The sequence below is a fragment of the Actinoplanes sp. NPDC051537 genome (assembly GCF_055586105.1).
This window is the reverse complement of record NZ_JBVJIU010000009.1, coordinates 198,332-223,335: the sequence shown is the minus strand read 5'-3', so window position 1 is coordinate 223,335 and position 25,004 is coordinate 198,332. Positions and strand designations below refer to the sequence as shown.

The window sequence follows — 25,004 nt, the reverse complement described above, 5'->3', positions numbered from 1 at the left end:
GCGGGATCCCGCAATCCCGGGTCGATGGCCGGCCTATTCCTGGCCCGCCGCCCGGACGATGTGATTGAGTGCGGTCGCGCCACATCTGACCCGGAGGCTGTCCATGGTGGAGGAAAGGTTGCCGAGGATCACCCTCTCGGAGCGGGAGCAGGAGCTCGTCTCGCTCCTCTCGCAGGGGCACACCGACCAGGAGGCCGCCGAGCGCCTCGGGATCAGCCCCCGGTCGGTGACGTACGTCCTGCGCAGCCTGATGGACCGCTTCGGGGTCGACAACCGCTTCCAGCTGGGACTGGCGCTGGGACTGCGCCGGGAAGGACCGGCGCAGCCGAGCGCCGAGGCGAGACCGGGGGATCTCCGATCATGACGAGCGCCGCGTTCGCCCGTTCGCTCGTGCCGGTGCTGCGGATCGGCACGGCGGTGCCGTCGCTGGTGCGGTGGGGCGCCTCGCCCGACGCCGACCTCGTCTACCGCACGCTGGTCACGTTCGGCCCGCACACGCGGCGCGGCCTCGGCACGGAGCTGTCGATGCCGGCGCGCCGCATCGGTGACGCGCTGGCCGAGCTCGAGGTCTCCGGCGCGGTGACGGTTGCCGGACACGAGAGCGACTCCCGCCGTACGCAGCAATGGTCCGCTCTTGATCCCGAGCAGGTGATCGCCGCGCTGCGCCGTCGCCGGATGCGCCTGCTCGACCAGCGCGCCGTGGCCGAGTCGCACCGGTGGGTCGTCGCCGGCCTGCGAGCACGGCTGGGGTCGCTCGCGCTGCCGCTCTCGATGCCGGCGTTCGGCGGGCAGCTGACCGATCAGGTGCGTTATCTGCCGAGCCGGGAGCTCACCCGGATGCGGTACGGCGAGCTGCTGTGCGGCCGCCGCGAGACTCTCACGATCAACCCGGAGCAGGCCTTCGACGCCGAGTCGGCGCGAACCGGGGCCGCGTTCGACCGGCAGCTGATCGCGCAGGCCACCCGCATGCGCGTGCTCGGGGTGCCGCCGGCCGACTGCGACGCGCTGAGCCCGCCGGACTCGTACCACCCGGCCTACCAGGTGCGGGAGACGCTCGAGGTGCCGTTCAAGCTGATCGTGCTGGACCGGGCGGTCGCGCTGCTGCCGGCCGACCCGGAGCGGATCGAGCGCGGCTATGTCGAGGTGAGCCATCCGCAGGTGGTGCTGGCGCTCACGGACCTGTTCGAGAAGCACTGGCGGGAGGGCCGCGACCCGAGCGTCGGCGCCGTCCTGCCGATCCGGCTGACCGCCCGCGAGCAGGCCATCGTGGACCTGCTCGCGCTCGGGCACACCGACACGACGACCGCGGCGCACCTGCGGATCAGCGCCCGGTCGGTCACCAATATCCTTCGTCGGCTCATGGACCGTCTCGGCGTGGAGAACCGGTTCCAGCTCGGCCTCGCTCTCGGGGCCATGCGTGCCGCCAGCCCGCCGCACCTGCTCGGTGCGGCGGCCGTCGATAGTTCCTCCGATCAGGATCAGGCCTCATGACCAAACGTTTCGTCGCCGCCATCCTGGCGGCGCTGGCCATAACGACCGTCGCCGCCGTGGCGCCGGCCTCAGCTGCCCCGGCGGAAACCGCGGTGGCGCCGGCTTCGGCCGCCACCACCCTCTGGCCGTACCCGCAGGGGTGCGCCACGGTCACCCTGGACAGCGAACGCGGGGTGTACCGTCCCGACTCCATCTTCTGGCAACCCTGGTTCGACGCCACGTTGCGCGGCACCTCCAAGCCCTGCCGCACGGGCGGCGGCGCGGCCGCGCTGGCGATCACCCAATATCACGTACGCGACGGGGTCACCGTCGCCTCGATGAGCACGCCCTGGCTGGCCGCCGCGTCGGGCACCACGGCGTTCTCCCGGTTCGGGCGGATCGAGCCGGACGTGGCCGCCCTCTGCGTCAGCACCGGCCTGACCGAGCAGGGCAGCGCCGTGCGGGCCCGCAACGCCGTCTGCGTCCGGCCCCAGCGCAACGGCGCCGACCACCTGGTCACCACGTTTCCCCGGGTCGCGCTGACCGACCCGCTGGTGACCGCGCCGCTGAGCACCTACCCGACCGGCGCGGCGGCGACCGGGCCGATCTGCACGTCCGAATGCCTGGTCTCGTCGTACATCACGTGGCCGGCCGGGCCGCGGGAGAACACCCGGGACACCCCGATCAGCGGTCCGACCATGCCGCTCTACCCGTACGAGCCGGATTGTCATTTCCTCTCGGTCTCGGACACGTTCGCCGGGCCGTCGGACCAGAACGTCAACGGCTTCGACGTCTGGATGGCCGTCGACGCCGGCTCGTGCGACGAGGAATCGCAGCCCTATCTGCGCGTCGTCCGGTACTGGCCGGACCGGGGCATCGTCATGCTGCCGTGGGACATGAGCCAGAGCCCGCTGGAGAAGGGCGCGCAGGTCAACGAGAACACCGTCGCCCTCTGCGTCACCTCGGGGATCCGGGAACGGGCCGGGGCGCTCTACGGCGTACACGACGAATGCTGGCGAGTCACCAAGCCGGCGCCGGACCGGTATCGCCTCGTCCCGATCAGCCCGACCGACCCGCGGGTGAGCAAGCCGTTGTTCAGCAACATTCCGGTGCCGGACCCGGACGAGCCGCCGGGCGTCTGCGCCTCTTGTCTTTGATCGCAACGGGGGAAGACGGGCAGCGCAACGGCGCGCTGCCCGTCTTTATTGCTGGTCGGGCGGTTGCCAGGACAGCACCGGATCGGTCTGTTTGAGCACCAGGTTCGGCCCGAGCCGGCCGGCCAGCGACATCGCCGCGTCGCGCAGGCCGGCGGCGACCGGGTTGGCGAGGCCGGCGAGCTTGGCGATTCGCCGCGAGGCGGAGGCGATCGCGGTCGTACGGGGTACGCGTTCCGCCGAGTACCGGTCGAGATCGGGCGCGCGCAGGGCCAGCACGTACGCGTCCTCGATGGCCTGGCACGCGCCCTGCCCGAGGTTCGGCGTCATGGCGTGCGCCGCGTCGCCGAGCAGCGCCACCCGGCCCGAATGGAACCGCGGCGGCACCGTGCCGAGACAGCGGATGTCGGTGCGGATCACCTCGCCGGCCGCCGCGATCAGCTCGGGAATCGGCGCGTGCCAGCCGCCGAACAGCCGGGTGAGCAGCGCCTTCTCATCCGGGGCGGACCCGCCGGCGGGGGCCGGTGCGGTGGCGTAGCAGTAGAGGCGGCCGTCGCCGAGCGGCACGATGCCGAACACCTGACCCCGGCCCCAGCTCTCCGACGGCACGAAGCCGGACGGCGGCTTGCCGACGATGAACCGCCAGCTGGTCACGCCGGTGTGGACGGGGCCCGGCAGCGAGGGGAACAGAGATTTCCGGACGGGGGAGTGGAGCCCGTCGGCGGCGACCACCAGATCCGCCTCGTGCGACCCGTCCGCGGCCACCACCCGCCCGGCGCCGGCGTCCACCTCGGTGACCGGGACGCCGAGCCGGACCGTGCCCGGGGCGAGCGCGTCGGCCAGCAGCGTGATCAGCGCCGCCCGGTGCACCGCGATCGTGGGAAGGCCGTACCGCCGTTCGGCCGCCGTCGCGTCGACCCGCGTGATGAACCGGCCGTCCGGTTTCCGGATGCCGGCCGCGCCCTGGAGGGCGGCCATCTCCCGCAGCCGGTCGGCCACCCCGAGCCGGGCGAGCACCCGCAGCGCGTTGGGCTGCACGGCCAGTCCCGCACCGACGTTCTCGAGGGCCGTCGCGCGCTCCAGCAGCCGCACGTCCCAGCCCCGCTGCTGCAACGCCAGCGCCGCGGCCAGGCCGCCGACGCCGGCGCCGATCACGGTCGCCTGTGGCATGACGCCATTATCGCGTCGAGCCGCCATCCGGCCGCGCCATAATCGTCGTCATGACCGTTCCCGCGGACGTCGCCGCCAGCAAACACATCAGCCTGATCACGTACCGCCGGAACGGCACGCCCGTGCCCACCGCCGTCTGGCACGTCCCGCAGGGCGACTCCCTGACCACCGTGTCGCTGGCCGACGCCGGAAAGGTCAAGCGCATCCGCAACAACGCCGAGGTCGGAGTCGTCCCCTGCGACATCCGGGGCCGGACCGCCCCCGGCGCCCAGGTCGTGCCGGCGACCGCCACCCTGCTCCCGGCGTCCGAGACCGAGAGCGCCCGCCGCCTGATGGAGAGCCGCTATTTCACGGCCCGCGTCGGCGGGTTCTTCACCCGGCTTCTGCACATCAAGCGGCCACCGGGCATCGGCATCCGCGTCACCTTCTAGAGCCACGCGCCGGGCCGGCCGCTACTCGTACCGGTACTTCAGCGACTCCGCCTCGACCCGCTCGATGTCGGCGATCGTCAGCTCCGGCATCCGCAGCTGGGCCAGCGTCACCTCGGCCGAGGTCGGCTGGGCGTCGGCCGGCAGCCACCGCTCGGGCTTCCAGGCCCCGCTGCGCAGCAGCGACTTGGGGCAGTGCGGGTAGACCTCCTCGATCCCCAGCACCAGCGCGCTGGCCGGCGGCTTGCCCACGGCGGTCAGCTGCGAGAGCAACTCCGGGCGGGTGGAGACGCAGGCCCGGCCGTTGACCCGGAGCGTCGTGGTGCGTCCCGGGATGACGAACAGCAGCCCGGCCCGCCCGGTCGCGATGACGTTCTGCAGGGTGTCGAGCCGCTTGTTGCCGGTCGCGTCCGGTACCGCCAGCGTCCGGTCGTCCAGGACGGCGACGAACCCGGCGGGGCCGCCGCGCGGGGAGACGTCACAGTTGCCCTCGCCGTCCACGCTGGCCACGAAGACCAGCGACGAGCAGGCGATCAATCGCCGGGTCTGCTCGGTGAGCTCGGTCATCTGCTTCCGTACGGCCGCCTCGCCGGGCAGCTCGTAGACCCGGCGCAACGCCTCCCGGTCGGACACGGCGTCGTGGCGCAGCGAGTCGAAGACACTGGTGCCGATGGCTGATGTCATGACGCCGACCCTAGAGCCGGCCGGCCTCGGTGGCGATCCGGTTTGGCGCCGTCGAGGGCACAACCCGGCCGGGTTGTGCCCTCGTGAAGGCCGGATCAGGCCGGGTTCAGGACCGAGCAGAAGTTGTTCGAATCGATCCGGACGGCGTAGAGCGTTCCGTACCAGCCGATGTTGCTGTTCGGCATGACGCAGTCGGTTCGCGGCGGCGAGCCGTTCATCGAGTAAAGGTAGTAAAGGACGTCGTCATTGCGGGTGTTCACCAGCGACAGAAGGCCGCTCCGGGCGTGCGGAAGGTACTGCCAGTAGTTCGTCACGTCCTGGTAGCGCCCGACGATTCCGCTGGCGTTCATGGGCCCCGAATAGACGCAGGCGTACGGGTAGTTGCATCCCCAGGCGCTGGTGGCAAAGGACGGCGCCGGGCTCACGAACAACCCGACGACCATGGTGAACGTCGTGAGGGCAGCAACCAGCACCCTGGACTTTCGCTTCAAGGATTCCCCCATACATAGGCGTCGTACGTAGACGGAATCCAAGCATGCAAATCTCGCGATGGGCAGGGGATTGCGGTTTACCGCAACTCGTCAGGCGCCGGCGGATTCCGCGAGCGCCTGGGCGTGCCGGCGGGTCGCCTCGCCGGCCGGGAAGAAGCATTCGATGCGCAATTCCTGAAGGGTCACGTCCTGCGCCGTGCCGAGCGTCGTCACCGTCGAGAAATAGTCGAACTCGCGACCGTCGCGGGCGTATCGGATCGGCACGACCGGCAGCGTCGGCACGGTCGGATCCAGCGATCTCAGCGATGCGGGCACGTCCGGGTACGCGAGAACCTCGCGCAGGATGCTCCGGGCCCGGTCGTCGGTGGCGCCGCCGACCGCTTCCCGCCGCACGCGGCGGACCAGGGCCTCGCAGACCTCGAGCCAATTGCGCACGTACGGTCGCACGCCGTCCGGATGGAACATGCGGCGCAGCACGTTCGGCGGTCCCGGCGCCGGCCGTTCCCGCCCGGCCTGCAGGAAGGCGAAGAAGCGACCGGCCGCGGCGTTGGTGCGCCGGATGTTCCAGTCCCGGTCCATGACCAGCGCGGGGTAGGGCTCCTGCTGGGTCAGGATCGCGTCGAGCGCGTCCCGGACCGCCGCCAGCTCGGGACCGTCCAGCGCCGACTCGCGGTAGATCGGGGCGAAGCCGGCCGCGAGCAGGAGGCTGTTGCGTTCCCGCAGCGGCACGTCCAGCACCTCGGCGAGCTTCAGCACCATGGCCCGCGACGGGCTAGACCGGCCGGTCTCGATGAACGACAGATGCCGGAGCGAGACCACGGACTCGGCGGCCAACGCCAGCTGGCTGAGGCCGCGGGCGTTGCGCCAGCGCCGGATCAAGGCACCGACCTCGGACATCACGCCAGTATGCCCTGGTTTTCCCAGACGTACGGCCGCAGCCGTTCCTCGATCGGCAGTTCGGCGACCGTCGCCGCGTAGTTGGACATCGTCGAGATCGCCACGGCCGTGACGACTTCGAGGATCTGGTCGCGGTCGTACCCGGCGGCGAGGAAGGCCTCGGTGTCGGCCTCGTCCAGATGTCCCCGCTTGGCGATCAGCGCACGGCTGAGGGCGGACAGAGCGCCGAGCCGGCCGGCCGGAAGCCGCCGCTGCCGGATCGCCTCCACATCGGCCGGCGGCACGCCGTCCTCGAGCGCCTCGAGCGTGTGAAAGGCCGCCGCCCAAGCGGATTCGTTGGCCACCGCGTTCGACAACAGCAGCACCTGCCGCTCGGCCGGGGTGAACGTGCCGTCGCCCCGGAAATGCCCGAACGCGGAGAAGAACGAGCTCATCAGGGGCGCCGAGTTGGCCATGGCCGCGGCCGCGTTCGGAATGAAGCCGAACGTCTTCTGAAGCTGCGCGAGAGCCTGCTTGGCCCCGTCCGGCGCCGTGTCGGCGGTGTGCATCGGGTAGGTCGTCATGCCGACGACTGTGCGCCCGCGCCGGCGGCGAAACAATTCCCTCCGAGGTAAACCCGCTGCTTACGGGTGGGCCGGCTTCGACGGGGTGTAGAGCCACGCCGTGAACAGCGGGCCGAGGTCGCGGCCCGCGACGCGCTCGGCGTGGGCGATGAACTGCTCGGTGGTCACGTTGCCGTTGCGGTGGATCTGGGCCCACGAACGCAGGATGCGGAAGAACGTGCGGTCGCCGACGGTCAGCCGCAGGGCGTGCAGCGTCATGGCGCCCCGGTTGTAGACGGCGCCGACGAACAGGTTCGGCGGGCCGGGGTCGGCGACCTTCGTCCTCCAGAGCGACGACGTCGCCGGCGTCGCGTACGCCTTCTCGAAGATCTGCTGCGCGGTGCCCAGGCCCTCGTGCTCGCTCCAGAGCCACTCGGCGTAGGAGGCGAAGCCCTCGTTCAGCCAGATGCCCCGCCAGCGCTCGAGCGCGACGCTGTCGCCGTACCACTGGTGAGCCAGCTCGTGCACCACCACGCTGTCGCCGTCCTCCTGGGTGTCGAAGTCCTGCGGCGTGTAGATCGGGCGGCCCTGGTTCTCCAGCGCGTAGTCCCACTCGCCGTCGGCGTCCACGATGCCGCCGGCCGCGCGGAACGGGTACGAGCCGAAGTAGCTGGACAGGAACCGCAGGATCTCCGGCTCGAGGCGGAACGACTTCACCACCCGGTCGTACGTGGCCTTGGGCAGCGCCGGGTCGATCGCGTCCAGGAACTTGATCCCGTCCTGCCGGTAGGACCTCACGTCGTACCGGCCGATCGCCGCCATGGCCAGGTAGGTCGCCATCGGCTCGACCTGCTCCCAGCGCCACGTCGACCACCCGTGGGCGGTCGAGCGGCCGGCCGGGACGCCGTTGGAGATCGCCTGCAGGTCCTTCGGGACGGTCAGCGCGATCGAGAAGGAGGCCTTGTCGCTCGGGTGGTCGTTGGACGGGAACCATGCCTGCGCCACATCGGGCTCGCCCAGGATGACCACGCCGTCGTCGGTGGTGAAGGCGCCGCCGTCGCCGAGGTCGGGGTCGCGGATCACGGTGGGCACGCCGTCGTAGACGATCCTGGTGTCGAACAGGTGCCCCTTGCCCAGCGAATGGCGCGGCGTCACGGTCAGCTCGGTGCCGGCGCGGGACCACTTCGCCGGGCGGCCGTCCACGACCACCGACCGGATCGTCAGGCCGTCGAGGTCGAGGTTGAACGCCGACAGGCGCTGCGTCGCCAGCGCCCGGATCCGCACGACACCGGCCAGCGCGTCCGAGCTCGGCGAGTATCGGATCGCCAGGTCGTAGTGCTGGACGTCGTAGCCGCCGTTGCCGTCCAGCGGATAGTACGGATCGCCCGCGCCGGGCGCCCCGGGCGATGCCGGCGCCGAGGCGGCCTGAGCGGGCGTGCCCGCGAGCACGAGGGACGTCGAGGCCACCAGGGCCAGAGCGAGGGCCAGCTTTCGCGCCATGAGGACAAGCTATCGGTATCGGCCGATCAACGGGAGCGTCACAACCATCCCGCTTCGGTGGCGATCCGGATGGCGTCGACGCGGTTCCGGGCGGCCAGTTTGGTCATGGCCGACGCGAGGTAGTTGCGGACCGTGCCGTACGACAGGAAAAGCTCCGCCGCGATCTCCCGGGGCTCGGCCCCGGCCGCGTACCGCTGAAGGACCGCGGTCTCCCGGGCCGTCAGCGGGGTCGGCCGCTGCCGAAGCGCGGCCGCGGCGGACGTGGGATCGATGACCGGCTCGCCCGCGGCCACCCGCCGGATCGCCGCGATCAGGTCGGCGGCCGGAGTGTCCTTCAGGAGGAACCCCTTGGCGCCCGCGTCGAGCGCCGCGCGCAGGTTGCCGGGGCGGTCGAGGCCGGTCAGGATCAGGACCGCGCAGGCCGGGACCTGGCGGCCCAGTTCGGCGGTGGCGGTGATGCCGTCCACCCGGGGAAGGTCGATGTCGACCACGGCCACGTCGGGGTGGTGCTCCAGCGCGGCCGGGACGATGCGGTCGCCCGACGACACCTCCGCCACCACGTCGAGGTCGTCCTGCAGCCGCAGCAGGGCGGACAGCGTCTCGCGCAGGATGCCGGTGTCCTCGGCGAGCATTACTCGTACCACCGCGTTCCCCTCGTTACGCCGGGCCGGCCGGCAGCTCGACCATCATGACGAAGGTGCCGCCCGTGCGCCGGGTGGTGAGGACGCCGCCGCATCCGGTGACGCGCGTCCGCAGGTTGTCCAGGCCGTGGCCGGTCCAGCTCGTCGACGGAGGCGCCGACACGGCGCCGTCGTTGCTGACCCGCAGGCGAACCCGGCCGTCGCCGGACTCGACGGTGATCGCGCACTGCCGCGCCTGGCTGTGCCGGAGGATGTTGGTGATCGCCTCCCGCAGGACGATGGCGAGGACGTTGTCCACGGCCGGCGGCACGTCCCGGCCGCCCTCGGCGACGCGGACGTGGACCGCCGCCGACGCGAGCACGTCGGTCGCGAGCGCCAGCTCGGTGCCGAGGGACAGCCGCGGGCGCTCGCCGGCGATCCGGGCGGTGTCGGAGCGAACCGTCGCGCAGACGTGGAGCAGTTCGCCGAGCTCGCGCGCCGCCCGGGCGTCGTCGCGGCCGATCAGCGCCGCCACCAGGTCGGACTTCAGCGCCAGGGTCGACAGCCCGAGCCCGAGCAGGTCGTGGGTGTCGCGCGCCAGGCGCAGCCGTTCCCGCACGGCGGCGACGGCGGCCAGGTCCGCACGGCGGTGGTCGAGCTGCACCGCCAGCCCGGCCAGCCGCGACAGGCCGTAGACCATCAGCCCGAAACTGGCGCTGATGGCGGCGGTGTAGACGGCCCGGAGGACCAGCGCCGGGGTCAGCGGGCCGTCCGCGGCCGGCAGCAGCAGAAAGAGGGCCGACACGCTCCCGACGGCGGTGCCGAACCACACCCACCGCCAGGCGCCCGGCAGCAGCAGCAGCCCGGACGCGGCGAGGAAGGCGACGAAGATCAGCCCGTACGAGCCCACGAGCAGGACCTGCACGTAGGTGAGGACGACCTGCAGGGCCAGGGTGTACGGCCAGTGCCGCGGCTTGCTGCGACCGGTGCCGGCGCCGGAGTGGCGCCACTGCACGGCGAGGATGCCCAGCGAGACGACCACGGCCACGACTACCGCGGCGGCCAGGTGCTTCTGCTGGGCCGGCGGGGTGCCCGGCAAGGTGACGTTGAGCAGGTTCTGCGTGGCGAACAGGGCCACGACGGCGACCAGCACGGCCCGCGCGGTCCGGGGCGCGGTCATCGTCGGCGCCGGCTCGTACTTGGCGCCGCGGACCGCTTCGGCGGCGTGCAGGCGCCGGCTCTCGGCCGCGGCCTGCCGGGCGATGACGCCGGCCGCCGCGATCTCGCCCCGGGCGTCCTCCGGCGTCGTCGACAGCCACCGCAGCGCGGCCCGGGCGTGCTGGGCCACCTGCTGAACCCGGTCCCCGATCAGCAGCCGTAACCGCTCCTGCGCGGCCAGGCGCTCCCGGTCGACCGCGGCCGTCGCCAGCTCCTCCTGCGCGGCCCGCAGGTCGTGGGTCAGCCGTGACAGCCGGGACAGGCCGAACAGGCCGAGGGCGACGTCGGCGAACGCGACGACCACCCAGACCCCGGAGTTGACCGCCGGCCGGTACGGAACCCCGACGACCTGCACCCAGAGCGTCGCTTCCACCGCCAGCAACGCGCCGAGCAGCAGCCAGGACCGCGGCGCCGGGACCAGCAGCAGGACCAGGCCGCCGAGCAGACCGGACATGCCGGCCACCCAGCCGTTGCCGAACAGGACGAACGGCACGTAGGTCAGCACCGCCTGGACCGCGAGCAGCCACCAGCGCCACCGGGTCCAGGCGTGGCCGGCGACCCCGGTGACGTACCAGACCGGCACCACGAAGAGGGCGGCGACGAACGGGAGATATCCGTACGTCCGGTGCACCGCCGCGTCGGCGCACCGGGCCAGCAGGAGGGCGCCGAGGAAGCCGAGCGAGACGAGACGGGTGCGGACGACGCCGGACCCGGCCTCCGGCGAGTCACCGGCGGGCGTGAGCGATTCCCGCTGCGTATCGGGCGCGCTCACGACGGTCACGCCGTCCGAGTCTAGGTGGGCACGGCGTCCCGGCCGCCGTGCAGATTGCACGTCCTCGGGTGCGGACCGCACCCGGACCGGTGCGCGGCGCACTACCGGGGCCGATCGCTCGCGCGGGACCGTGCTTGCCGTACCGCCGAATGATCGAAGGCCGTGTCGGATGCGGCCCGGGCTGTTCGTAGTACGGACGAGGCCGCCCACGGGGTGCGCCCGACGCGCAGAAGAGAAGGACATTCCTCATGACGACCTTGACGGAACCGGAAACGGTCACCGCACGCCGCTCCCGCCGCGGGATGTGGGCGATCCTGGGCCTGGTGCTGCTGGCCGACGGCCTCGACGTGATCGACGCGATGGTCACGAACGTCGCCGCGCCCACCATCGCCCGCGAGCTCGACGGCGGCGCCAGTCTGATCAAGTGGCTGGGAGCGGCGTACATGCTGGCCATGGGTGTTCTGCTCGTGGTCGGCGGGCGGCTGGGCGACAAGTTCGGCCAGCGCCGGCTCTTCCTGATCGGCATGGGCGGGTTCACCGTGGCCTCGGCGGTCGCCGGGCTCGCACCCGATCCGGCGTCGCTCATCGTCGCCCGGGTCGTTCAGGGAGCGTTCGGGGCGCTGCTCATCCCGCAGGGCATGGCGATCATGACGAAGGCGTTCGACCGCGACATGCTCGGCAAGGCGTTCGGGCTGTTCGGCCCCGTTCTCGGCCTCGCCGGCGTCGGCGGCCCGGTCCTGGCCGGGTTCGTCATCAGCGCCGACCTGTTCGGCCTGTCCTGGCGCCCGATCTTCCTCATCAACCTCGTCCTCGGCGGCGCCGGGCTGGCCGTCGCCGCCCGGATCCTGCCGCGTGACGACGGCGACCGGTCCACCGTCGTCGACGGCTGGGGCTCCGGCCTGCTCGCGGTCAGCATGGTCGGACTGCTGTACGGCCTGGTCGAGGGCTCGTCCGACGGCTGGCGCGCCGGCCCCGTCGTCTCGATCACCGTCGGCGTGGTGTTCTTCGGCGCGTTCGCGTACCGGCAGCGCACCGCGACCCACCCGCTCGTCACGCCCTCGCTGCTGAAGAACCGGGGTTTCACCTCGGGCATGCTCGTCGGCCTGACCGTCTTCGCCGCCGGCACCGGCCTGATCTTCGTGCTGTCGCTGTTCATGCAGGAGGGCCTGCACGCGAGCGCCCGCGACGCCTCGCTCGGCCTGGTGCCGCTCACTGTCGGGATCATCGCCGCCGGGTTCGCCGCCATGGGCGGCCTGGTCGCCAAGTTCGGTCGCGCCCTGGTCTTCGTCGGCCTCGCCGTCATCCTCGTCGGCTGCGGATGGTTGCTGGCCCTCGTCGATCGCTCCGGGACCACCCTGAGCCTGTGGGCGCCGGCCCCGGCGTTCTTCGTCATCGGCGTCGGCATCAGCCTCTGCTTCGCCACGATCCCCACCGTCGCCCTCGGCGACGCGAGCCCCGAGGAAGCCGGCAGCGCCAGCGGCTCGCTCAGCTCGATCCAGCAGCTCTCGTCCGCGATCGGCTCGGCCGCGGTCACCACGGTCTTCTTCCAGGCCGCCGGCACCGGCTACGGCCACGCGATGAAGATCAGCCTCATCGTCGTCCTGGCCGTCACCGCCCTCAGCATCCCGGTCGTGGCCCTGATGCCCCGCACGGCGCCGGCCGAACCCGGGCAGTGAGCAACCGGCCGAGCCACCCGCGCAGTTGTCGCCGCCGAGAAGGCTTTGCATAGGGTTGTCGCCATGGAACCTGATCCGTTCGAGTCCGAAGCAGGCTTCGCCGTCCTGGGCTTGCGGGCGGAACTGCTTCGTGCGCTGACCAACCTCGGCTACGAAGAGCCGACGCCGATCCAGCAGGAGGCGATCCCCCCGCTGCTGGCCGGCAACGACCTGGTCGGCCAGGCCGCGACCGGCACCGGCAAGACCGCGGCGTTCGCGCTGCCCGTACTGCAGGGGCTGACCGGCGGCGGGCGGGACGCGGGACCGGCGGCGCTCATCCTGGTGCCGACCCGCGAGCTGGCCGAGCAGGTGTCGCAGGCGGTCCACCGGTACGGCCGTGACCTGGGCGTCCGGGTGCTGCCGGTGTACGGCGGGCAGCCGATCGGGCGTCAGCTGCAGGCCCTGCAGCGGGGCGTGGACGTCGTGGTCGGCACGCCCGGGCGGGTCCTCGATCACATCGAGCGGGCGACACTGCGGCTCGGCGATGTGCGTACCGTCGTGCTCGACGAGGCCGACGAGATGCTCGACATGGGGTTCGCCGAGGACATCGAGGCGATCCTCGCCGAGACGCCGGAGAGCCGGCAGACCGTGCTGTTCTCGGCGACGATGCCGCCCCGGATCGACAGCATCGCCCGGCGCCACCTGCGTAACCCGGTGCGGATCACGATGGGCCGCAAAGGGGTCGAGCCGGGTGAGCTTCCGCTGGTCCGGCAGAGCGCCTACATCGTCGCCCGCGCGCATCGGCAGGCCGCTCTCGGCCGGATCCTCGACGTGGAGGCGCCGTCGGCGGCGATCGTCTTCTGCCGCACCCGGGAAGAGGTCGACCAGGTCACCGAGGCCCTGAACGGGCGCGGGTACCGCGCCGAGGCGCTGCACGGCGGGATGAGCCAGGACCAGCGGGACCGGGTCATGGGCCGGCTGCGGGGCGGGAGCACCGAGCTGCTGGTGGCGACCGACGTGGCGGCCCGTGGCCTCGACGTGGAACAGCTGACCCACGTCATCAACTTCAACGTGCCGGCGGCGCCCGAGGCGTACGTGCACCGCATCGGCCGGGTGGGGCGGGCCGGGCGGGAGGGCTCCGCCATCACCCTCGCCGAACCGCGGGAACAGCGGATGCTCAAGGCCATCGAGCGGCTGACCGGGCAGCGCATCACGCTGGAGAAGCTTCCCACGGTCACCGATCTGCGGGCCCGGCGGCTGGAGCTGACGCGTACGGCGTTGCAGGCAAGCCTGGAAACCGACGACCTCGAGCGGTTCCGCGTCGTGCTCGACTCCCTGTCCGACGAGTTCGACGTCGAGAACATCGCCCTCGCCGCCGTGAAGCTGCTGCACGAGGCGGCCGGCGGCGACGTCGATGACGACGAGATCCCGTCGCCGGAGTTCTCGCCCCGGGAGCGCAACCCCCAGACCCGGGACGCGCGCCGAGGCGGCCCGCCTTCCCGGGGGTCGGACGCGGGCGTGACCCGCTTGTTCTTCGGCATCGGCCGGCGGGCCGGGCTGCGCCCTCAGGACCTGGTCGGCGCGATCGCCGGTGAGTCGGGCCTCAGCGCCCGCGAGATCGGCGCCATCCAGATCACCGACCGTTTCTCGCTGGTCGAGGTGCCGGAACAAGCCGCCGACATGGTCATCGCCGCCATGCAGCGCAGCACCATCCGCGGCCGTCGTCCGACGGTGCGCCGGGAACGCTTCGTCCGGTAGAAACCCGAACCCGCTCCGGCCAGTTACCCGCGTTGTGCCGGGCTTCCGCCGAGTCGAGCGTTAGGTGCATGAATCCCGCACCCAAGCGCCTTCTGCTCGGCGCCTCCCTTGCCACCGTCCTCACCCTGGGCGTCAGCCCGCCGGTCGCCGGTCAGGCGGCCGACCGGTTCACCGTCGACTGGCAGCCGTGCCCGGCCGCGCCCACCAAACAGTGCGGCACCATGCAGGTCCCGCTCGACTGGTCGAAGCCACGCGGCGCGAAGATCGCGGTCGCCGTCGCCCGGCGGCCCGCGGACGATCCGGCCCGGCGCATCGGCACGCTGTTCTTCAACGCCGGCGGACCGGGCGACGGCGAGGTGAAGTACGTGGTGAACGACGACGCGTACTTCTCGCCCACGCTGCGCGCACGGTTCGACATCGTCGGGGTGGACCCGCGGGGGACCGGCAACGGCGACACCATCCGGTGTGACCTGCCGGCCATCACGCCCTCGTACACGATGTTCCCGCGCACCGAGCGAGAGTTCGACGCCATGGTCCGGTACAACCGGGAGTTCGGGCTCAGCTGCGTGCGCGGCACCGGGCCGCTCCTGGGGCACACCGACACGATCAGCGTCGCCCGCGACCACGAGGCCGCCCGGGCCGCGCTGGGCGTCGACCGGGTGAGCTGGCTCGGCATCTCGTACGGCAGCCAGCTCGCGGCCAACTACGCCGAGCTGTTCCCGAACCGCACCCGCGCGATGGTGCTCGACTCGGCGCTGGAACACAGCATGCCGGAGAACCAGCAGCTCGCCGACGAGATCCTCGGCGTCGAGGCCTCCTTCAACCGGTTCGTCGCCTGGTGCGGCACCACGCCGGAGTGCGCGCTGCAGGGGCAGGACGTCGGCGCCATCTACGACCGCCTGGTGGCCGGCGCCGAACGGCACCCGATCCCGGTCGACGGCGCGCTGCGCCCGGTGACCAGCGAGGACATCCGGATGCAGACCATCCGGCTGCTGGTCTTCAAGGAACCGGCCCTGAGCGGACCGGACGGTTCCTGGGGCGGTCTCTCGCGGGCCATCGCGCACGCGGCCGACGGGGACGCCTCCGGATTCGCCCTGCCGCCGGTCCAGTACCTGCAGGACGACGTGGAGACCCACGGGGCCATCGGCTGCATGGAGTACGTGCCGCAGGTGCACACGTGGAGCGAGATGCAGCAGCGCCTGCGGCTCGGCCGGCAGCTGGCCCCGCATCTGCAGGGCGCCGCCGAGACCTGGCAGGTCATCCGATGCGTCGGCTGGCCCGTCCCGGTGGCGAACCCACCCCGGTTGCTGCACGTGCGGGGCGTGTCCACGCTGATCGTGCACTCGGTCTTCGACCCGTCCGACCCGTACAAGTGGGCGCTCGGCCTCGCCGCTCAGATTCCCGGCAGCGCCCTGCTCACCCGCACCGGTGACGGGCACACGTCGTACCACACCTCCGAGTGCGCCCGCGCCGCCACCGATCAGTACCTGATCCGCCCGCAGGCGCCCGCCGACCGGGTTTGTGAGGGCTGATGTTCACCGTCGTCCGGATCGTCGTCGCCGGGGCCGTGGCCCTGGCGGCGACCGGCGCGGCGTGGCAGGCGGTCGCCGCCCGGCGCGACCGCCGCCGCTTCCCGCCGCCCGGCCGGATGGTCCCGGTCGGTGGTCACCGCCTGCACCTGCAGGTGACCGGCGCGCCGACGGCCGCGCCCACGATCGTCCTCGAGGCGGGCATGGCGTCGATGTCGGCCAACTGGGCCTGGGTGCAGCAGGAGCTGGCCGCGCAGTTCCGGGTCGTCTCCTACGACCGGGCGGGACTGGGCTGGAGCGAGCCCGGCACCGGGCACGTGGACGCCGGAACCAGCGCCGCCGAGCTGCACACCGCTCTGGCGGCGGCCGGCTGCCCGCCCCCGTACGTGCTGGCGGGTCATTCCTACGGCGGCCTGGTGGTCCGGGCCTTCGCCGATCGTCATCCCGACGAGGTCGCCGGCCTGGTGCTGGTCGACGCGTCCCACCCGCGGCAGTGGACGCAGATCCCCGCGTCGCGGGGTGGGCGCACCGTGGCCTGGGCCAACCGGTTCACCGCGGCGCTCGCGTGGGTCGGGCTGCTGCGCCTGTTCCGCGCCGAACGGCCGTACATCGAGGGTCTTCCCGCCCGGCAGTACGCCGAGATGCGCGCCTATCTGGCGCGGCCGGACGGCTGGCTCGCCGGAGCCGCCGGTCTGCTCGCCTGGGACCGGCAGTCGCGTGGTCAGGTCGATGCCGCCCGCGACCTCGGGAACCTGCCGCTGATCGTGCTCAGCGTGACCGAGCAGAGCCGCTACGGCGACGTCCTGACCCGGCTCCAGAACGAGCTGGTCTCCTTGTCCACCAACAGCCGGCACGTCACCGTGGCCGGCGCGACCCATTACACCCTCGTGTCCGAGAAGAGGTACGCCGACGTGGTGACCGACGCCGTCCGGGAGGTCGCCCGCCCCTTATGAGCGCCGATCAGTCCGGGCGCAGCGCGCTCGTGGCCGGCCGGCCCGCGTGGGTCGAGGCGAGCACCCCGCCCCCGGTGTGCGGCACCAGGTCGTACGCGGTCTCGCCGTGCACCGCCAGGTCGAGGCCGCCGTGCTCCTCGTCGCGCGGCACCCGGAACCCGACCGTGCGCATCAGGATCGTGGCAATCAGCCAGGTCACCCCGAACGAATACGCCGCCACCGTGACCGCGGCCAGCGCCTGCCGCCCGAGCAGCCCGGCCCCGCCGCCGAACAGCAGCCCGCGCGGTCCGCCGGTCACCGTGGCGGTGGCGAGCACCCCGATCAGCACCGTCCCGACGAACCCGCCGACCCCGTGCACCCCGGCCACGTCGAGCGAGTCGTCGTAGCCCAGCCGCTGCTTCAGCCCGACCATGTAGCCGCAGACGACACCGGCCACCACCCCGACCACGATGGCCCCGAGCGGGCTCACCGAGCCGCAGGCGGGCGTGATCGCGACGAGCCCGGCGACCGCGCCCGACGCCGCGCCGAGCGTGGTGGCCTTGCCGTCCCGGATCCGCTCGACCATCAGCCAGCCCGCCAGCCCGGCCGCGCCCGCGACCTGGGTGTTGAAGAACGCGACCGCCGCCGACCCGTTCGCGGCCAGCGCCGACCCGGCGTTGAAGCCGAACCAGCCGAACCAGAGCAGGCCCGCGCCCAGCATCACCAGCGGCATGTTGTGCGGCCGCATCGGGTCGGAGCGGAACCCGATGCGCGGCCCGAGCACCAGCGCCAGCGCCAGCCCGGCCGAACCCGAGTTGATCTCCACCACGGTGCCGCCGGCGAGGTCGAGGATGTGCAGATGGCGGGCGATCCAGCCGTCGGAGGTGAAGACCCAGTGGGCGACCGGCGCGTAGACCACGGTCACCCAGACGGCCACGAACGCCACCCAGGTGCCGAACTTGGCCCGGTCCGCGATCGCGCCGCTGAGCAGGGCCGCGGTGATGATCGCGAACATCAGCTGGAACGCGGCGAACACCATCGTCGGCACCGAGCCGGTCATCGTGTCCGGGCCGATCCCGGTCATCCCGGCAAACCGGAGATCGCCGATCAGGCCGCCGCCGGCGTCCGGCCCGAACGCCAGCGAATAGCCGTACGCCACCCAGACCAGTGTCACCACGGCCAGGCAGACAAAGCTCATCATCAGCATGTTGAGGGTGCTCTTCGCCCGCACCATGCCGCCGTAGAACAGGGCCAGTCCGGGCACCATCAGCAGCACCAGCGCGGCGCTGACCAGCAACCAGGCGGTATCACCGGCGGACATGCGACCTCCAGGAGCCAGGGTTCACCGAATCGGCCGCGCTGCCGGGCCCCAGCCTCACCAATCCCAATTTCGTACGCGCGAAGGCTCTGTTTCCGGCGTGTTACAGCGGTAACGCCTCAGCCGCGCAGGAACAGCAGCACCGCGAGCACCCGGCGGCTCTCGCTGCCGGTCGCCGGCAGCCCCAGCTTGCCGAAGATGCTGGACACGTACTTCTCCACCGCCCGCAGCGTGATCACGAGCCGGTCGGCGATGCCCTGGTTGGAGTTTCCCACCGCCATGAGCTCCAGCACCTCGCGTTCGCGCGGCGTCAGCCGTTCGAGCGGATCGTCGCGGCGGCGGCGGGACAACAGGGTGGACACGATGATCGGGTCGATGGCCGAGCCGCCGGCCGCCACTCGCTGGATCGCGGCCAGGAACTCCGGCACGTCACTGATCCGGTCCTTGAGCAGATAACCCACGCCGTCCGCCGAGTCGGCCAGCAGCTTCATGGCCAGCCCCAGCTCGACGTACTGGGACAACACCAGAACACCAAGCGTCGGGTACGCGGCGCGGAACTCGATCGCGGCCCGCAGGCCCTCGTCGGTGTGCGTCGGGGGCAGCCGGATGTCCACGACGATCACGTCGGGCAGGTCGACCTTCAGGTGCGACCGCAGCTGGTCGGCGTCCCCGCAGCGGGCGATCACGTCGAACCCGGCGTCGGTCAGCAACCGGGCCAGGCCCTCGCGCAGCAGCACGCTGTCCTCGGCGAGCGCTACCCGCATGGCAGCTCCGCCCGTACCCGGGTGCCGCCGCCGCGAGGCGTCCACACCCGCAGCCGGCCACCGAGCGCCTCGACCCGGTCGGCCAGCCCGCGCAACCCGGTGCCGCGCTCGGTGTCGGCGCCGCCGACGCCGTCGTCGACGACCTCGACCACGATCTGGTCGCCGGTGCGGGTCACCTCGACGGTGGCCGAGGACGCCTGGGCGTGCTTGCCGACGTTGGCGAGGCTCTCGCACACCACGAAGTACGCGGCCACCTCGACCGCCTCCCGCACCCGGCCGTCGAGGTCGACCCGCAGCCGCACCGGCACCGGCGCCCGGGCCACCAGCGACTCGACCGCCACCGCCAGCCCGTGGGCGCTCACCACCGCCGGATGCAGGCCGCGGGCGAGGTCACGCAGTTCGGCGAGCGACACCGCGATCTCCGAGCGGGCCTCGGCCAGCAACGCCTTCGCCTCCGCGTCCTCGCCGAGGCGGCCCTGCAGCACGCCGAGGTTCAGCGACAACGCGACCAGCCGCTGCTGAGCACCGTCGTGCAGGTCGCGTTCCAGCCGTTGCCGTTCCCGCTGACCGGCCTCCAGCACCCGGGCCCGGGAACCGCGCAGCTCCTCCACGTTGGCCCGCAGCTGCGCCTGCAACCGGCCGCTGCGCAGCGCGATCGCGGCCGCGGCGCTGACCGCGTCGAGCAGCGCCGGCTCGTCCCGCAGGGCCGGATCATGCACCAGGGCGGCCATCGGCTCGCCGTCCTCGTCGATCAGGGTGACCCGGCTGCGATCGGCCGGCAGGTCGACCGCACGGCCGTCCTGATCGGCCCAGGTGCCGAACGGCGGAAGCCAGTACAGCAGCGACAGCGACGGGTCGCGCAGCGCCGCCGCCAGGGGCGTGCGCAGGTCCGCCGGGTCGCCGCGCAAGGCCACCACCAGCTCGCCGACCGCGGTCCGGGCCAGCCGGGCCTGCAACAGCCCGGCCAGGAACGCGACCGGGGCGACGCCGAGCAGGAACAGGCCGATCCGCTGCACCACCGGGAACGCCGGGCCGCCGAACACCCCGACCACGAGCAGGACGGCGATCGTCACCAGGCCCACCGCGAACGAGTCGACCAGCAGCGTCAGCGAGCGGCGCAGCGGGCGGCCGCGGACGCGCCGGCGGACCGTGAGCAGGCCGACGCCGGCCAGCGCGACCCCGCTGACCACCACCAGCTCGATGCGGTACAGCAGCATCGCGGCGTCCGGCCGGTCGGCGACGGTCAGCCGGTGCGGCGTGAGACCGCCCAGCGTCATCGCCGTGACCTGGGCGCCGAGCGCCGCCACGTACCCGGTCCCGATGATCAGCTTCTCCGCCCGGCCGTGCAGCCGGCCGGTCGGGTAGGTCACGAAGACGTGCACGATCAGCACCAGCGGCAGCACGTCGAGCGCCTGGCCGACGGTGTGCAGCACGGTGTCCTCGGCCGCCCAGATCAGGCTGCCGGCCAGCGCGGCGAAGCCGGTGAGCACCATCAGCGGGCCGAACTGGTTGTGGGGGCGGCATCGCCAGGCGACCAGGCCGCTGACCGAGTACGCCAGCACCAGCCAGCTGATCGTGATCAGGTGGACCGCGTCGACGCCGCTGCGCACGCCGAGCAGCAGGATCCAGCCCAGCGCCGTGGCCAGCACGGCGCTGAGGACGGTCAATGTGGCGTTGGTCGGGCGGAGCATGGGTCACCCCCAGCGTCGGCGTAGACGCTACGCCCCCACCGGGCACCTTGGACACCAGAAAACCGGCCATTCGATCGGCCAGCGCACCGCCTTACCGCCGCCTCCCCGGCCTGCGAGCGTGAGGGAAACCCCAGGAGGTTCCCATGTCCGCAGTCGCCACCCGCACATTGATCACGGCCGCCGCCCTGGCGGCGACGCTTGCCGCCGGCACCGCCCCGGCCGTCGCCGGCGGGCCCGGCGCCCGGCTGCAGTCCGCGCTGGACGCCCTGGTCGCGGCCGGCCCGCCCGGTGCGATCCTGCTCGACCGCCACGACGGCCGCACCATGCGGCTGGCCAGCGGCTACGCGGACGTGGCGACCGCCGCGCCGATGCGCACGACCGACCGGTTCCGGGCGGCCAGCCAGATGAAGTCCTTCACCGCCGTGCTGGTGCTGCAACTCGTGCAGGAACATCGGCTCGGGCTCGACGATCCGGTGGACGGGCTGCTGCCCGGGGTGATCCCGCACGGCTACGGCCGCGGGGTGACCGTCCGGCATCTGCTGCAGAACAACAGCGGGCTGTTCAACTTCAACAACGACCCCCGGGTCCTCGAGCCGTACCTGGCCGGCGATCTCGAGCACGTGTGGCAGCCGGCGCAGCTGCTGGCGATCGCCTTCGAGCACGAGCCGTCGTTCCCGCCGGGCGCCCGCTTCGAGTACTCCGACACCAACTTCTTCCTGGCCGCGTACGTGGTGGAGGCCGTCACCGGGCGCAGCTTCGACCACGAGCTGCGGGCCCGGATCCTGCGCCCGCTGGGTCTGCGTGGCACCGAGCTGCCGACCGGCTCGGCGATCGGCGGACGCCACGCGCACGGCTACTCCACGATCCCCGGCGTTCCCGGCGACGTCGACGTCACCGCCCTGTACCCGTTCGCCTGGGCGGCGGGCGGCCTGACCTCGACCGCCGACGACTCGGCGGCGTTCTACCGGGCGCTGTTCGGCGGCCGGCTGCTGGGACCGGCCATGATGCGGGAGCTGAAGACGACGATCCCGGTGACCGACAGCGACCTGCCCAGCCGCTCCGGGCTCGGCGTCCAGCGGTGGACGCCGTGCGGCGTGGCCTGGGGACACAGCGGTGACGCGCCCGGCTACCTCGTCTACACCTGGATCAGCGCCGACACCCGCGACGAGACCGTCCTGATGATCAACAAGGATGGGCCGTCGCTCAGCCCGGCCGCCGGCGCCGCGTACAACGCCCTGCTCGACCGCGCGTTCTGCGGGCGATGACCATGACCGCCACCGCCGGCACCGCCCCGCCACCGGCGCCACCGCGCCGCGGCCGCCGCACCGGCCGGGTGATCCGCGCCCGGCTCGGCCTCGCCGGATCGGCGTTCGCCGTCCTGTTCTACTGCGCCTCGCTCACCCCGTCGCTGCTGCCCCGGGCCTGGTACCTGCAGGGCATCGTGAGCGGGCTGACCGCCGCGATCGGGTACGGCGTGGGCGCCACCCTGGGCAAGCTGGTACGCCTGGGGTGGCGGCGCACCTACCCGCGGGCCACCCGGATCGCCTGGCGGGTGCTGCTGATCGCGGCCCCGATCGCCGGCCTGCTGATGCTGGCGCTGGGCACGAAATGGCAGCAGGAGCTGCGGGGCCGGCTCGACATGGAGCGGATGGCCACGTACGACATCGTCCGGATCGTCGCCGTCAGCGTGCTGACGTTCCTGGCCCTGCTGCTGATCGCGCGGCTGCTGCGGCTCGGCGCCCGGCTGCTCGCCACCCTGCTCGGCCGGTGGATCCCGCGGCCGATCGCCTACGCCGCCGGGTTCACCGTGGTCGCATACCTGAGCATCGGGTTCGTCAACGGGTTCCTGCTCGACAACCTGCTCGCGGTCGCCGACCAGACCGCGTCGCTGACCAACGGCGGCACGTCCGACGGCGTCCACATGCCCGGCTCGGCACTGCGCTCCGGCAGCCCCGCGTCGGCGGCCCCGTGGCGCACCCTCGGCCGGCAGGGCCGCGAGTTCGTCGGCACCGGACCGACGGTGGCGCAGCTGACGGCGTTCCACGGCCGGCCCGCCCGGGAGCCGATCCGCCTCTACGCCGGCCTCGACTCGGCGGCGTCGGCCGAGGCCCGGGCCCGCCTGGTGGTCGAGGAGATGGACCGTACCGGCGCCTTCGATCGTTCCGTGGTCGGCGTCGTCACGCCGACCGGAACCGGCTGGGTGGACCGCAACGTCACCGACTCGCTGGAGTACATGTACGGCGGCGACACCGCCCTGGTGTCCATGCAGTACTCGTACCTGCCGAGCTGGATCTCGTTCCTGGTCGACCAGTCCAAGGTGTCGGAGTCGGCAACCGCCCTGATCGGCGCGGTGCACGCCCGCTGGGCGGCGATGCCGGCGGCCACCCGGCCGAAGCTGCTGCTGTTCGGCGAGAGCCTCGGCTCGTTCGGCACCGAGACCGCGTTCACCGACCCGGCCGGCCTGACCAACGGCGCCGACGGCGTCCTGCTGGTGGGGCCGCCGTTCGCCAACCCGATCCGGCGGAACCTGGTCGCCGGCCGCGAGCCCGGCAGCCCGATCTGGGACCCGGCCTTCTCCTCCGGCACGGTCGAGTTCGCCCGGCAGCCGGCCGACCTGAGGGCCCGCATCGGCACCCCACCCGCGGTGGTGTACCTGCAGAACTCCTCCGACCCCATCGTCTGGTGGAGCCCCGACCTGATCTTCGAGCGCCCGCAATGGCTGAGCGCGCCCCGCGGCCCCGACGTGTCCCCGGACATGCACTGGTACCCGCTGGTGACGTTCTGGCAGACCGCGGTCGACCAGGTCATCGCCATCAACGTCCCGGCCGGCCACGGGCACGTCTACGGCTCCGGCGTGGTCGACGGCTGGGCCGCGCTGGCCGCTCCGCCGGGCTGGACGGCGGACGACACCGTACGGCTGCGGGCGCTGCTCGACGTGCCGCGCTGAGATGTGCCGGCTCCGGGGGCGGCCCTCGGACCCCACGGTGCGGTGCTCGCGCCCCGGCGGGCCGGTCGCGGATGGGGGCTTGGGTGCGCTTCGCTGCGCGATCCTTGGGCCCGTGCCCCCGACCGGGTCGTGGTTTCGTGACGCCTTGCTCAACGACAGGCCGTTAACGATCGATCGGACACGGTTCGAGTCTCGTCCGCCCCACGATGATCTTCTATGCGAACCGGCGACGAGGCGTCCGCATGGCGATCATGCTTGTCGTGTGCCTATAGTCATGGGTGTGGCTGAGCATCTGATGGGAGCCGGTGAGATCCGCGACCGCCTGGGGCCGCTCAGTCGCCAGCGCGTCTACCAAATCACCACTGCCCCGAGCTTTCCGAAGCCCTACGACGAGCTACAGATGGGCAAAGTCTGGCGTATCGAAGACGTCGAGGCCTGGATCACTCGCATGCAGGACGAGCGAGAGAACGGCCGAAAGCGGCGGGGTCCGCGGCGCGTCAATGGGACGCGCGAGGCTGATACCGACGGAGGGATGGGACACGACGTTTAGCTGGGCGCCATACGGGCGTATGGTGATTCTATGGCGGTGAAGAAGGTAACGGTGACGCTTCCGGAGGAGCTAGTCGAGGCTCTCGGTTCGGCTGCGCGTGAGGATGGGGTACCACTGTCGCGGCTGGTGGCGAGCGCGGCGGAGAGTGAGCTGCGGCGGCGAGTAGGACGAAAAGTTGTGTCCGACTGGCAAGCCGAGCACGGGGCGTTCACGCTTGAGGAACTCGCGGCAGCACGGGCCGAGATGGCTGCGGCGGACGCAGAAGCTTTTGACGTATCCGGGCCCGCGGCAGCGTGAGTATCCCGTACGTGTACGACGCCGGTGTACTGCTGGGCGTCGACGGCAACGACCGGCGTATGTGGGTGATTCATCACCTGGCGATCGAAGAGGGGCGCCGTCTGCTCGTCCCCGCCGTCGTCGTGGCACAGGCCTGGCGTGATGCCCGCCGCCAGGTGCATTTGGGCAGATTCCTGCACAGCTGTGAGATCCTCCCGATCGGTACGGAGACGGCGAAGGCGGCCGGGGTTCTGTGCGGTAAGGCCGGCACTCGTGATGTCGTCGACGCCGTGGTTGTCACGGTGGCGCTGGCCTACGGCGCGATCGTGTTCACCAGCGATCCGGGCGACATCATCCACCTGGGGGCTGCGGCGGAGGTCAAGCCGGGGTTGGTCGTACGCCGGGTGTGATCTGTCCGCGCCGGGGCATTCGCCGGCTGGCCGGTTAGCCCTTGTCGCCGCTGCGACCGGCGCGCCAGCTGGTCAAATGTACGGCCAGCGGACTGCCGGAAACGACGATGCGGTGGTTCGCATAGTGCAACGTCCGGCCCACCGACAACACCTGAACTGGGCAAACGTGAATCCCGATGTGCGGTACCCGAGCCCCCGGCTGTCCATCGGGTAACAAACGCCGTCTTT

At 72.2% G+C, this 25,004-nt stretch carries 24 protein-coding genes; 13 read left to right on the top strand and 11 right to left on the bottom strand.

Features of this window, described 5'->3' with window-relative positions; translation table 11 throughout:
• Window positions 1-118 precede the first annotated feature (118 nt).
• From ACZ6TB_RS23470 to ACZ6TB_RS23460, 3 genes are read left to right on the top strand one after another with little or no spacing between them, the layout of a single operon-like run.
• Window positions 119-364: a helix-turn-helix domain-containing protein gene (locus tag ACZ6TB_RS23470; protein ID WP_465556912.1), complete on the top strand. Its 246-nt coding sequence runs from the start codon at window positions 119-121 to the stop codon at window positions 362-364.
• Window positions 361-1,491 carry a helix-turn-helix transcriptional regulator gene (locus ACZ6TB_RS23465; RefSeq protein ID WP_465556910.1) on the top strand — a complete coding sequence of 377 codons (1,131 nt, stop codon included), beginning with the start codon at window positions 361-363 and terminating at the stop codon, window positions 1,489-1,491. Before ACZ6TB_RS23470 ends, ACZ6TB_RS23465 begins: the two co-directional genes overlap by 4 nt.
• Window positions 1,488-2,627, top strand: coding sequence for a hypothetical protein (locus ACZ6TB_RS23460; RefSeq protein WP_465556908.1), 1,140 nt, complete (start codon window positions 1,488-1,490; stop codon window positions 2,625-2,627). Before ACZ6TB_RS23465 ends, ACZ6TB_RS23460 begins: the two co-directional genes overlap by 4 nt.
• Window positions 2,628-2,672: 45 nt before the next feature.
• On the opposite strand, the gene ACZ6TB_RS23455 is transcribed toward ACZ6TB_RS23460, so the two are convergent.
• Entirely contained in the window at window positions 2,673-3,794 is a 1,122-nt protein-coding gene (locus tag ACZ6TB_RS23455; RefSeq protein ID WP_465556906.1) for an FAD-dependent monooxygenase, read from the bottom strand.
• 50 nt (window positions 3,795-3,844) lie between these two features.
• On the opposite strand from ACZ6TB_RS23455, the gene ACZ6TB_RS23450 reads away from it, so the two are divergent.
• Complete coding sequence (locus ACZ6TB_RS23450) at window positions 3,845-4,225, top strand: PPOX class F420-dependent oxidoreductase (RefSeq protein WP_465556904.1); 381 nt, start codon at window positions 3,845-3,847, stop codon at window positions 4,223-4,225.
• Between the two features lie 21 nt (window positions 4,226-4,246).
• On the opposite strand, the gene ACZ6TB_RS23445 is transcribed toward ACZ6TB_RS23450, so the two are convergent.
• The 7 genes from ACZ6TB_RS23445 to ACZ6TB_RS23415 all read right to left on the bottom strand — a co-directional run bounded on the left by ACZ6TB_RS23445 (window position 4,247) and on the right by ACZ6TB_RS23415 (window position 10,955).
• Window positions 4,247-4,906: an MSMEG_1061 family FMN-dependent PPOX-type flavoprotein gene (locus tag ACZ6TB_RS23445; protein WP_465556903.1), complete on the bottom strand. Its 660-nt coding sequence runs from the start codon at window positions 4,904-4,906 to the stop codon at window positions 4,247-4,249.
• A gap of 95 nt (window positions 4,907-5,001) precedes the next feature.
• Complete coding sequence (locus ACZ6TB_RS23440) at window positions 5,002-5,379, bottom strand: hypothetical protein (protein WP_465556901.1); 378 nt, start codon at window positions 5,377-5,379, stop codon at window positions 5,002-5,004.
• 108 nt (window positions 5,380-5,487) lie between these two features.
• Entirely contained in the window at window positions 5,488-6,294 is an 807-nt protein-coding gene (locus ACZ6TB_RS23435; protein ID WP_465556899.1) for a helix-turn-helix domain-containing protein, read from the bottom strand.
• Window positions 6,294-6,857: a carboxymuconolactone decarboxylase family protein gene (locus ACZ6TB_RS23430; RefSeq protein ID WP_465556897.1), complete on the bottom strand. Its 564-nt coding sequence runs from the start codon at window positions 6,855-6,857 to the stop codon at window positions 6,294-6,296. Before ACZ6TB_RS23430 ends, ACZ6TB_RS23435 begins: the two co-directional genes overlap by 1 nt.
• A gap of 60 nt (window positions 6,858-6,917) precedes the next feature.
• Entirely contained in the window at window positions 6,918-8,336 is a 1,419-nt protein-coding gene (locus ACZ6TB_RS23425) for a M1 family metallopeptidase (RefSeq protein WP_465556895.1), read from the bottom strand.
• 38 nt (window positions 8,337-8,374) lie between these two features.
• Window positions 8,375-8,980 (bottom strand): response regulator transcription factor, encoded by a 606-nt coding sequence (locus tag ACZ6TB_RS23420; protein WP_465556893.1) that lies wholly within the window; start codon window positions 8,978-8,980, stop codon window positions 8,375-8,377.
• Between the two features lie 13 nt (window positions 8,981-8,993).
• Window positions 8,994-10,955, bottom strand: a complete 1,962-nt coding sequence (locus ACZ6TB_RS23415; RefSeq protein ID WP_465556891.1) for a sensor histidine kinase — start codon at window positions 10,953-10,955, stop codon at window positions 8,994-8,996.
• 239 nt (window positions 10,956-11,194) lie between these two features.
• Between ACZ6TB_RS23415 and ACZ6TB_RS23410 the strand changes: the two genes are divergently transcribed.
• The 4 genes from ACZ6TB_RS23410 (at window position 11,195) to ACZ6TB_RS23395 (ending at window position 16,841) form a co-directional block, all read left to right on the top strand.
• Window positions 11,195-12,622, top strand: a complete 1,428-nt coding sequence (locus ACZ6TB_RS23410) for an MFS transporter (protein WP_465556889.1) — start codon at window positions 11,195-11,197, stop codon at window positions 12,620-12,622.
• 63 nt (window positions 12,623-12,685) lie between these two features.
• Complete coding sequence (locus ACZ6TB_RS23405; RefSeq protein ID WP_465556887.1) at window positions 12,686-14,359, top strand: DEAD/DEAH box helicase; 1,674 nt, start codon at window positions 12,686-12,688, stop codon at window positions 14,357-14,359.
• Window positions 14,360-14,427: 68 nt separating this feature from the next.
• A complete protein-coding gene (locus ACZ6TB_RS23400; protein WP_465556885.1) occupies window positions 14,428-15,891 on the top strand; it encodes an alpha/beta hydrolase in 1,464 nt (487 codons plus the stop codon).
• Window positions 15,891-16,841 carry an alpha/beta fold hydrolase gene (locus ACZ6TB_RS23395; protein WP_465556883.1) on the top strand — a complete coding sequence of 317 codons (951 nt, stop codon included), beginning with the start codon at window positions 15,891-15,893 and terminating at the stop codon, window positions 16,839-16,841. The genes ACZ6TB_RS23400 and ACZ6TB_RS23395 overlap by 1 nt, the downstream gene beginning before the upstream one ends.
• Window positions 16,842-16,848: 7 nt before the next feature.
• On the opposite strand, the gene ACZ6TB_RS23390 is transcribed toward ACZ6TB_RS23395, so the two are convergent.
• The 3 genes from ACZ6TB_RS23390 to ACZ6TB_RS23380 form a co-directional block, all read right to left on the bottom strand.
• A complete protein-coding gene (locus tag ACZ6TB_RS23390; protein ID WP_465556881.1) occupies window positions 16,849-18,141 on the bottom strand; it encodes an ammonium transporter in 1,293 nt (430 codons plus the stop codon).
• 116 nt (window positions 18,142-18,257) lie between these two features.
• Window positions 18,258-18,902, bottom strand: coding sequence for a LuxR C-terminal-related transcriptional regulator (locus ACZ6TB_RS23385; RefSeq protein WP_465556879.1), 645 nt, complete (start codon window positions 18,900-18,902; stop codon window positions 18,258-18,260).
• Window positions 18,893-20,593 (bottom strand): sensor histidine kinase, encoded by a 1,701-nt coding sequence (locus ACZ6TB_RS23380; protein WP_465556877.1) that lies wholly within the window; start codon window positions 20,591-20,593, stop codon window positions 18,893-18,895. Before ACZ6TB_RS23380 ends, ACZ6TB_RS23385 begins: the two co-directional genes overlap by 10 nt.
• A gap of 143 nt (window positions 20,594-20,736) precedes the next feature.
• Here ACZ6TB_RS23380 and ACZ6TB_RS23375 point away from each other — a divergent pair, with 143 nt between their 5' ends.
• The 5 genes from ACZ6TB_RS23375 (at window position 20,737) to ACZ6TB_RS23355 (ending at window position 24,776) form a co-directional block, all read left to right on the top strand.
• Window positions 20,737-21,858 (top strand): serine hydrolase domain-containing protein, encoded by a 1,122-nt coding sequence (locus ACZ6TB_RS23375; protein WP_465556875.1) that lies wholly within the window; start codon window positions 20,737-20,739, stop codon window positions 21,856-21,858.
• Entirely contained in the window at window positions 21,855-23,540 is a 1,686-nt protein-coding gene (locus tag ACZ6TB_RS23370) for an alpha/beta hydrolase (RefSeq protein ID WP_465556873.1), read from the top strand. Before ACZ6TB_RS23375 ends, ACZ6TB_RS23370 begins: the two co-directional genes overlap by 4 nt.
• Window positions 23,541-23,820: 280 nt before the next feature.
• On the top strand, window positions 23,821-24,090 hold the full coding sequence (locus ACZ6TB_RS23365; RefSeq protein WP_465556871.1) for a hypothetical protein: 270 nt from the start codon (window positions 23,821-23,823) through the stop codon (window positions 24,088-24,090).
• A 30-nt stretch (window positions 24,091-24,120) separates the two neighbouring features.
• The gene (locus ACZ6TB_RS23360; RefSeq protein WP_067497482.1) at window positions 24,121-24,387 is read left to right on the top strand and encodes a ribbon-helix-helix domain-containing protein; all 267 of its coding nucleotides are present in this window, start codon (window positions 24,121-24,123) and stop codon (window positions 24,385-24,387) included.
• 11 nt (window positions 24,388-24,398) lie between these two features.
• Window positions 24,399-24,776, top strand: coding sequence for a PIN domain-containing protein (locus ACZ6TB_RS23355; RefSeq protein WP_465556869.1), 378 nt, complete (start codon window positions 24,399-24,401; stop codon window positions 24,774-24,776).
• Window positions 24,777-25,004: the final 228 nt, after the last annotated feature.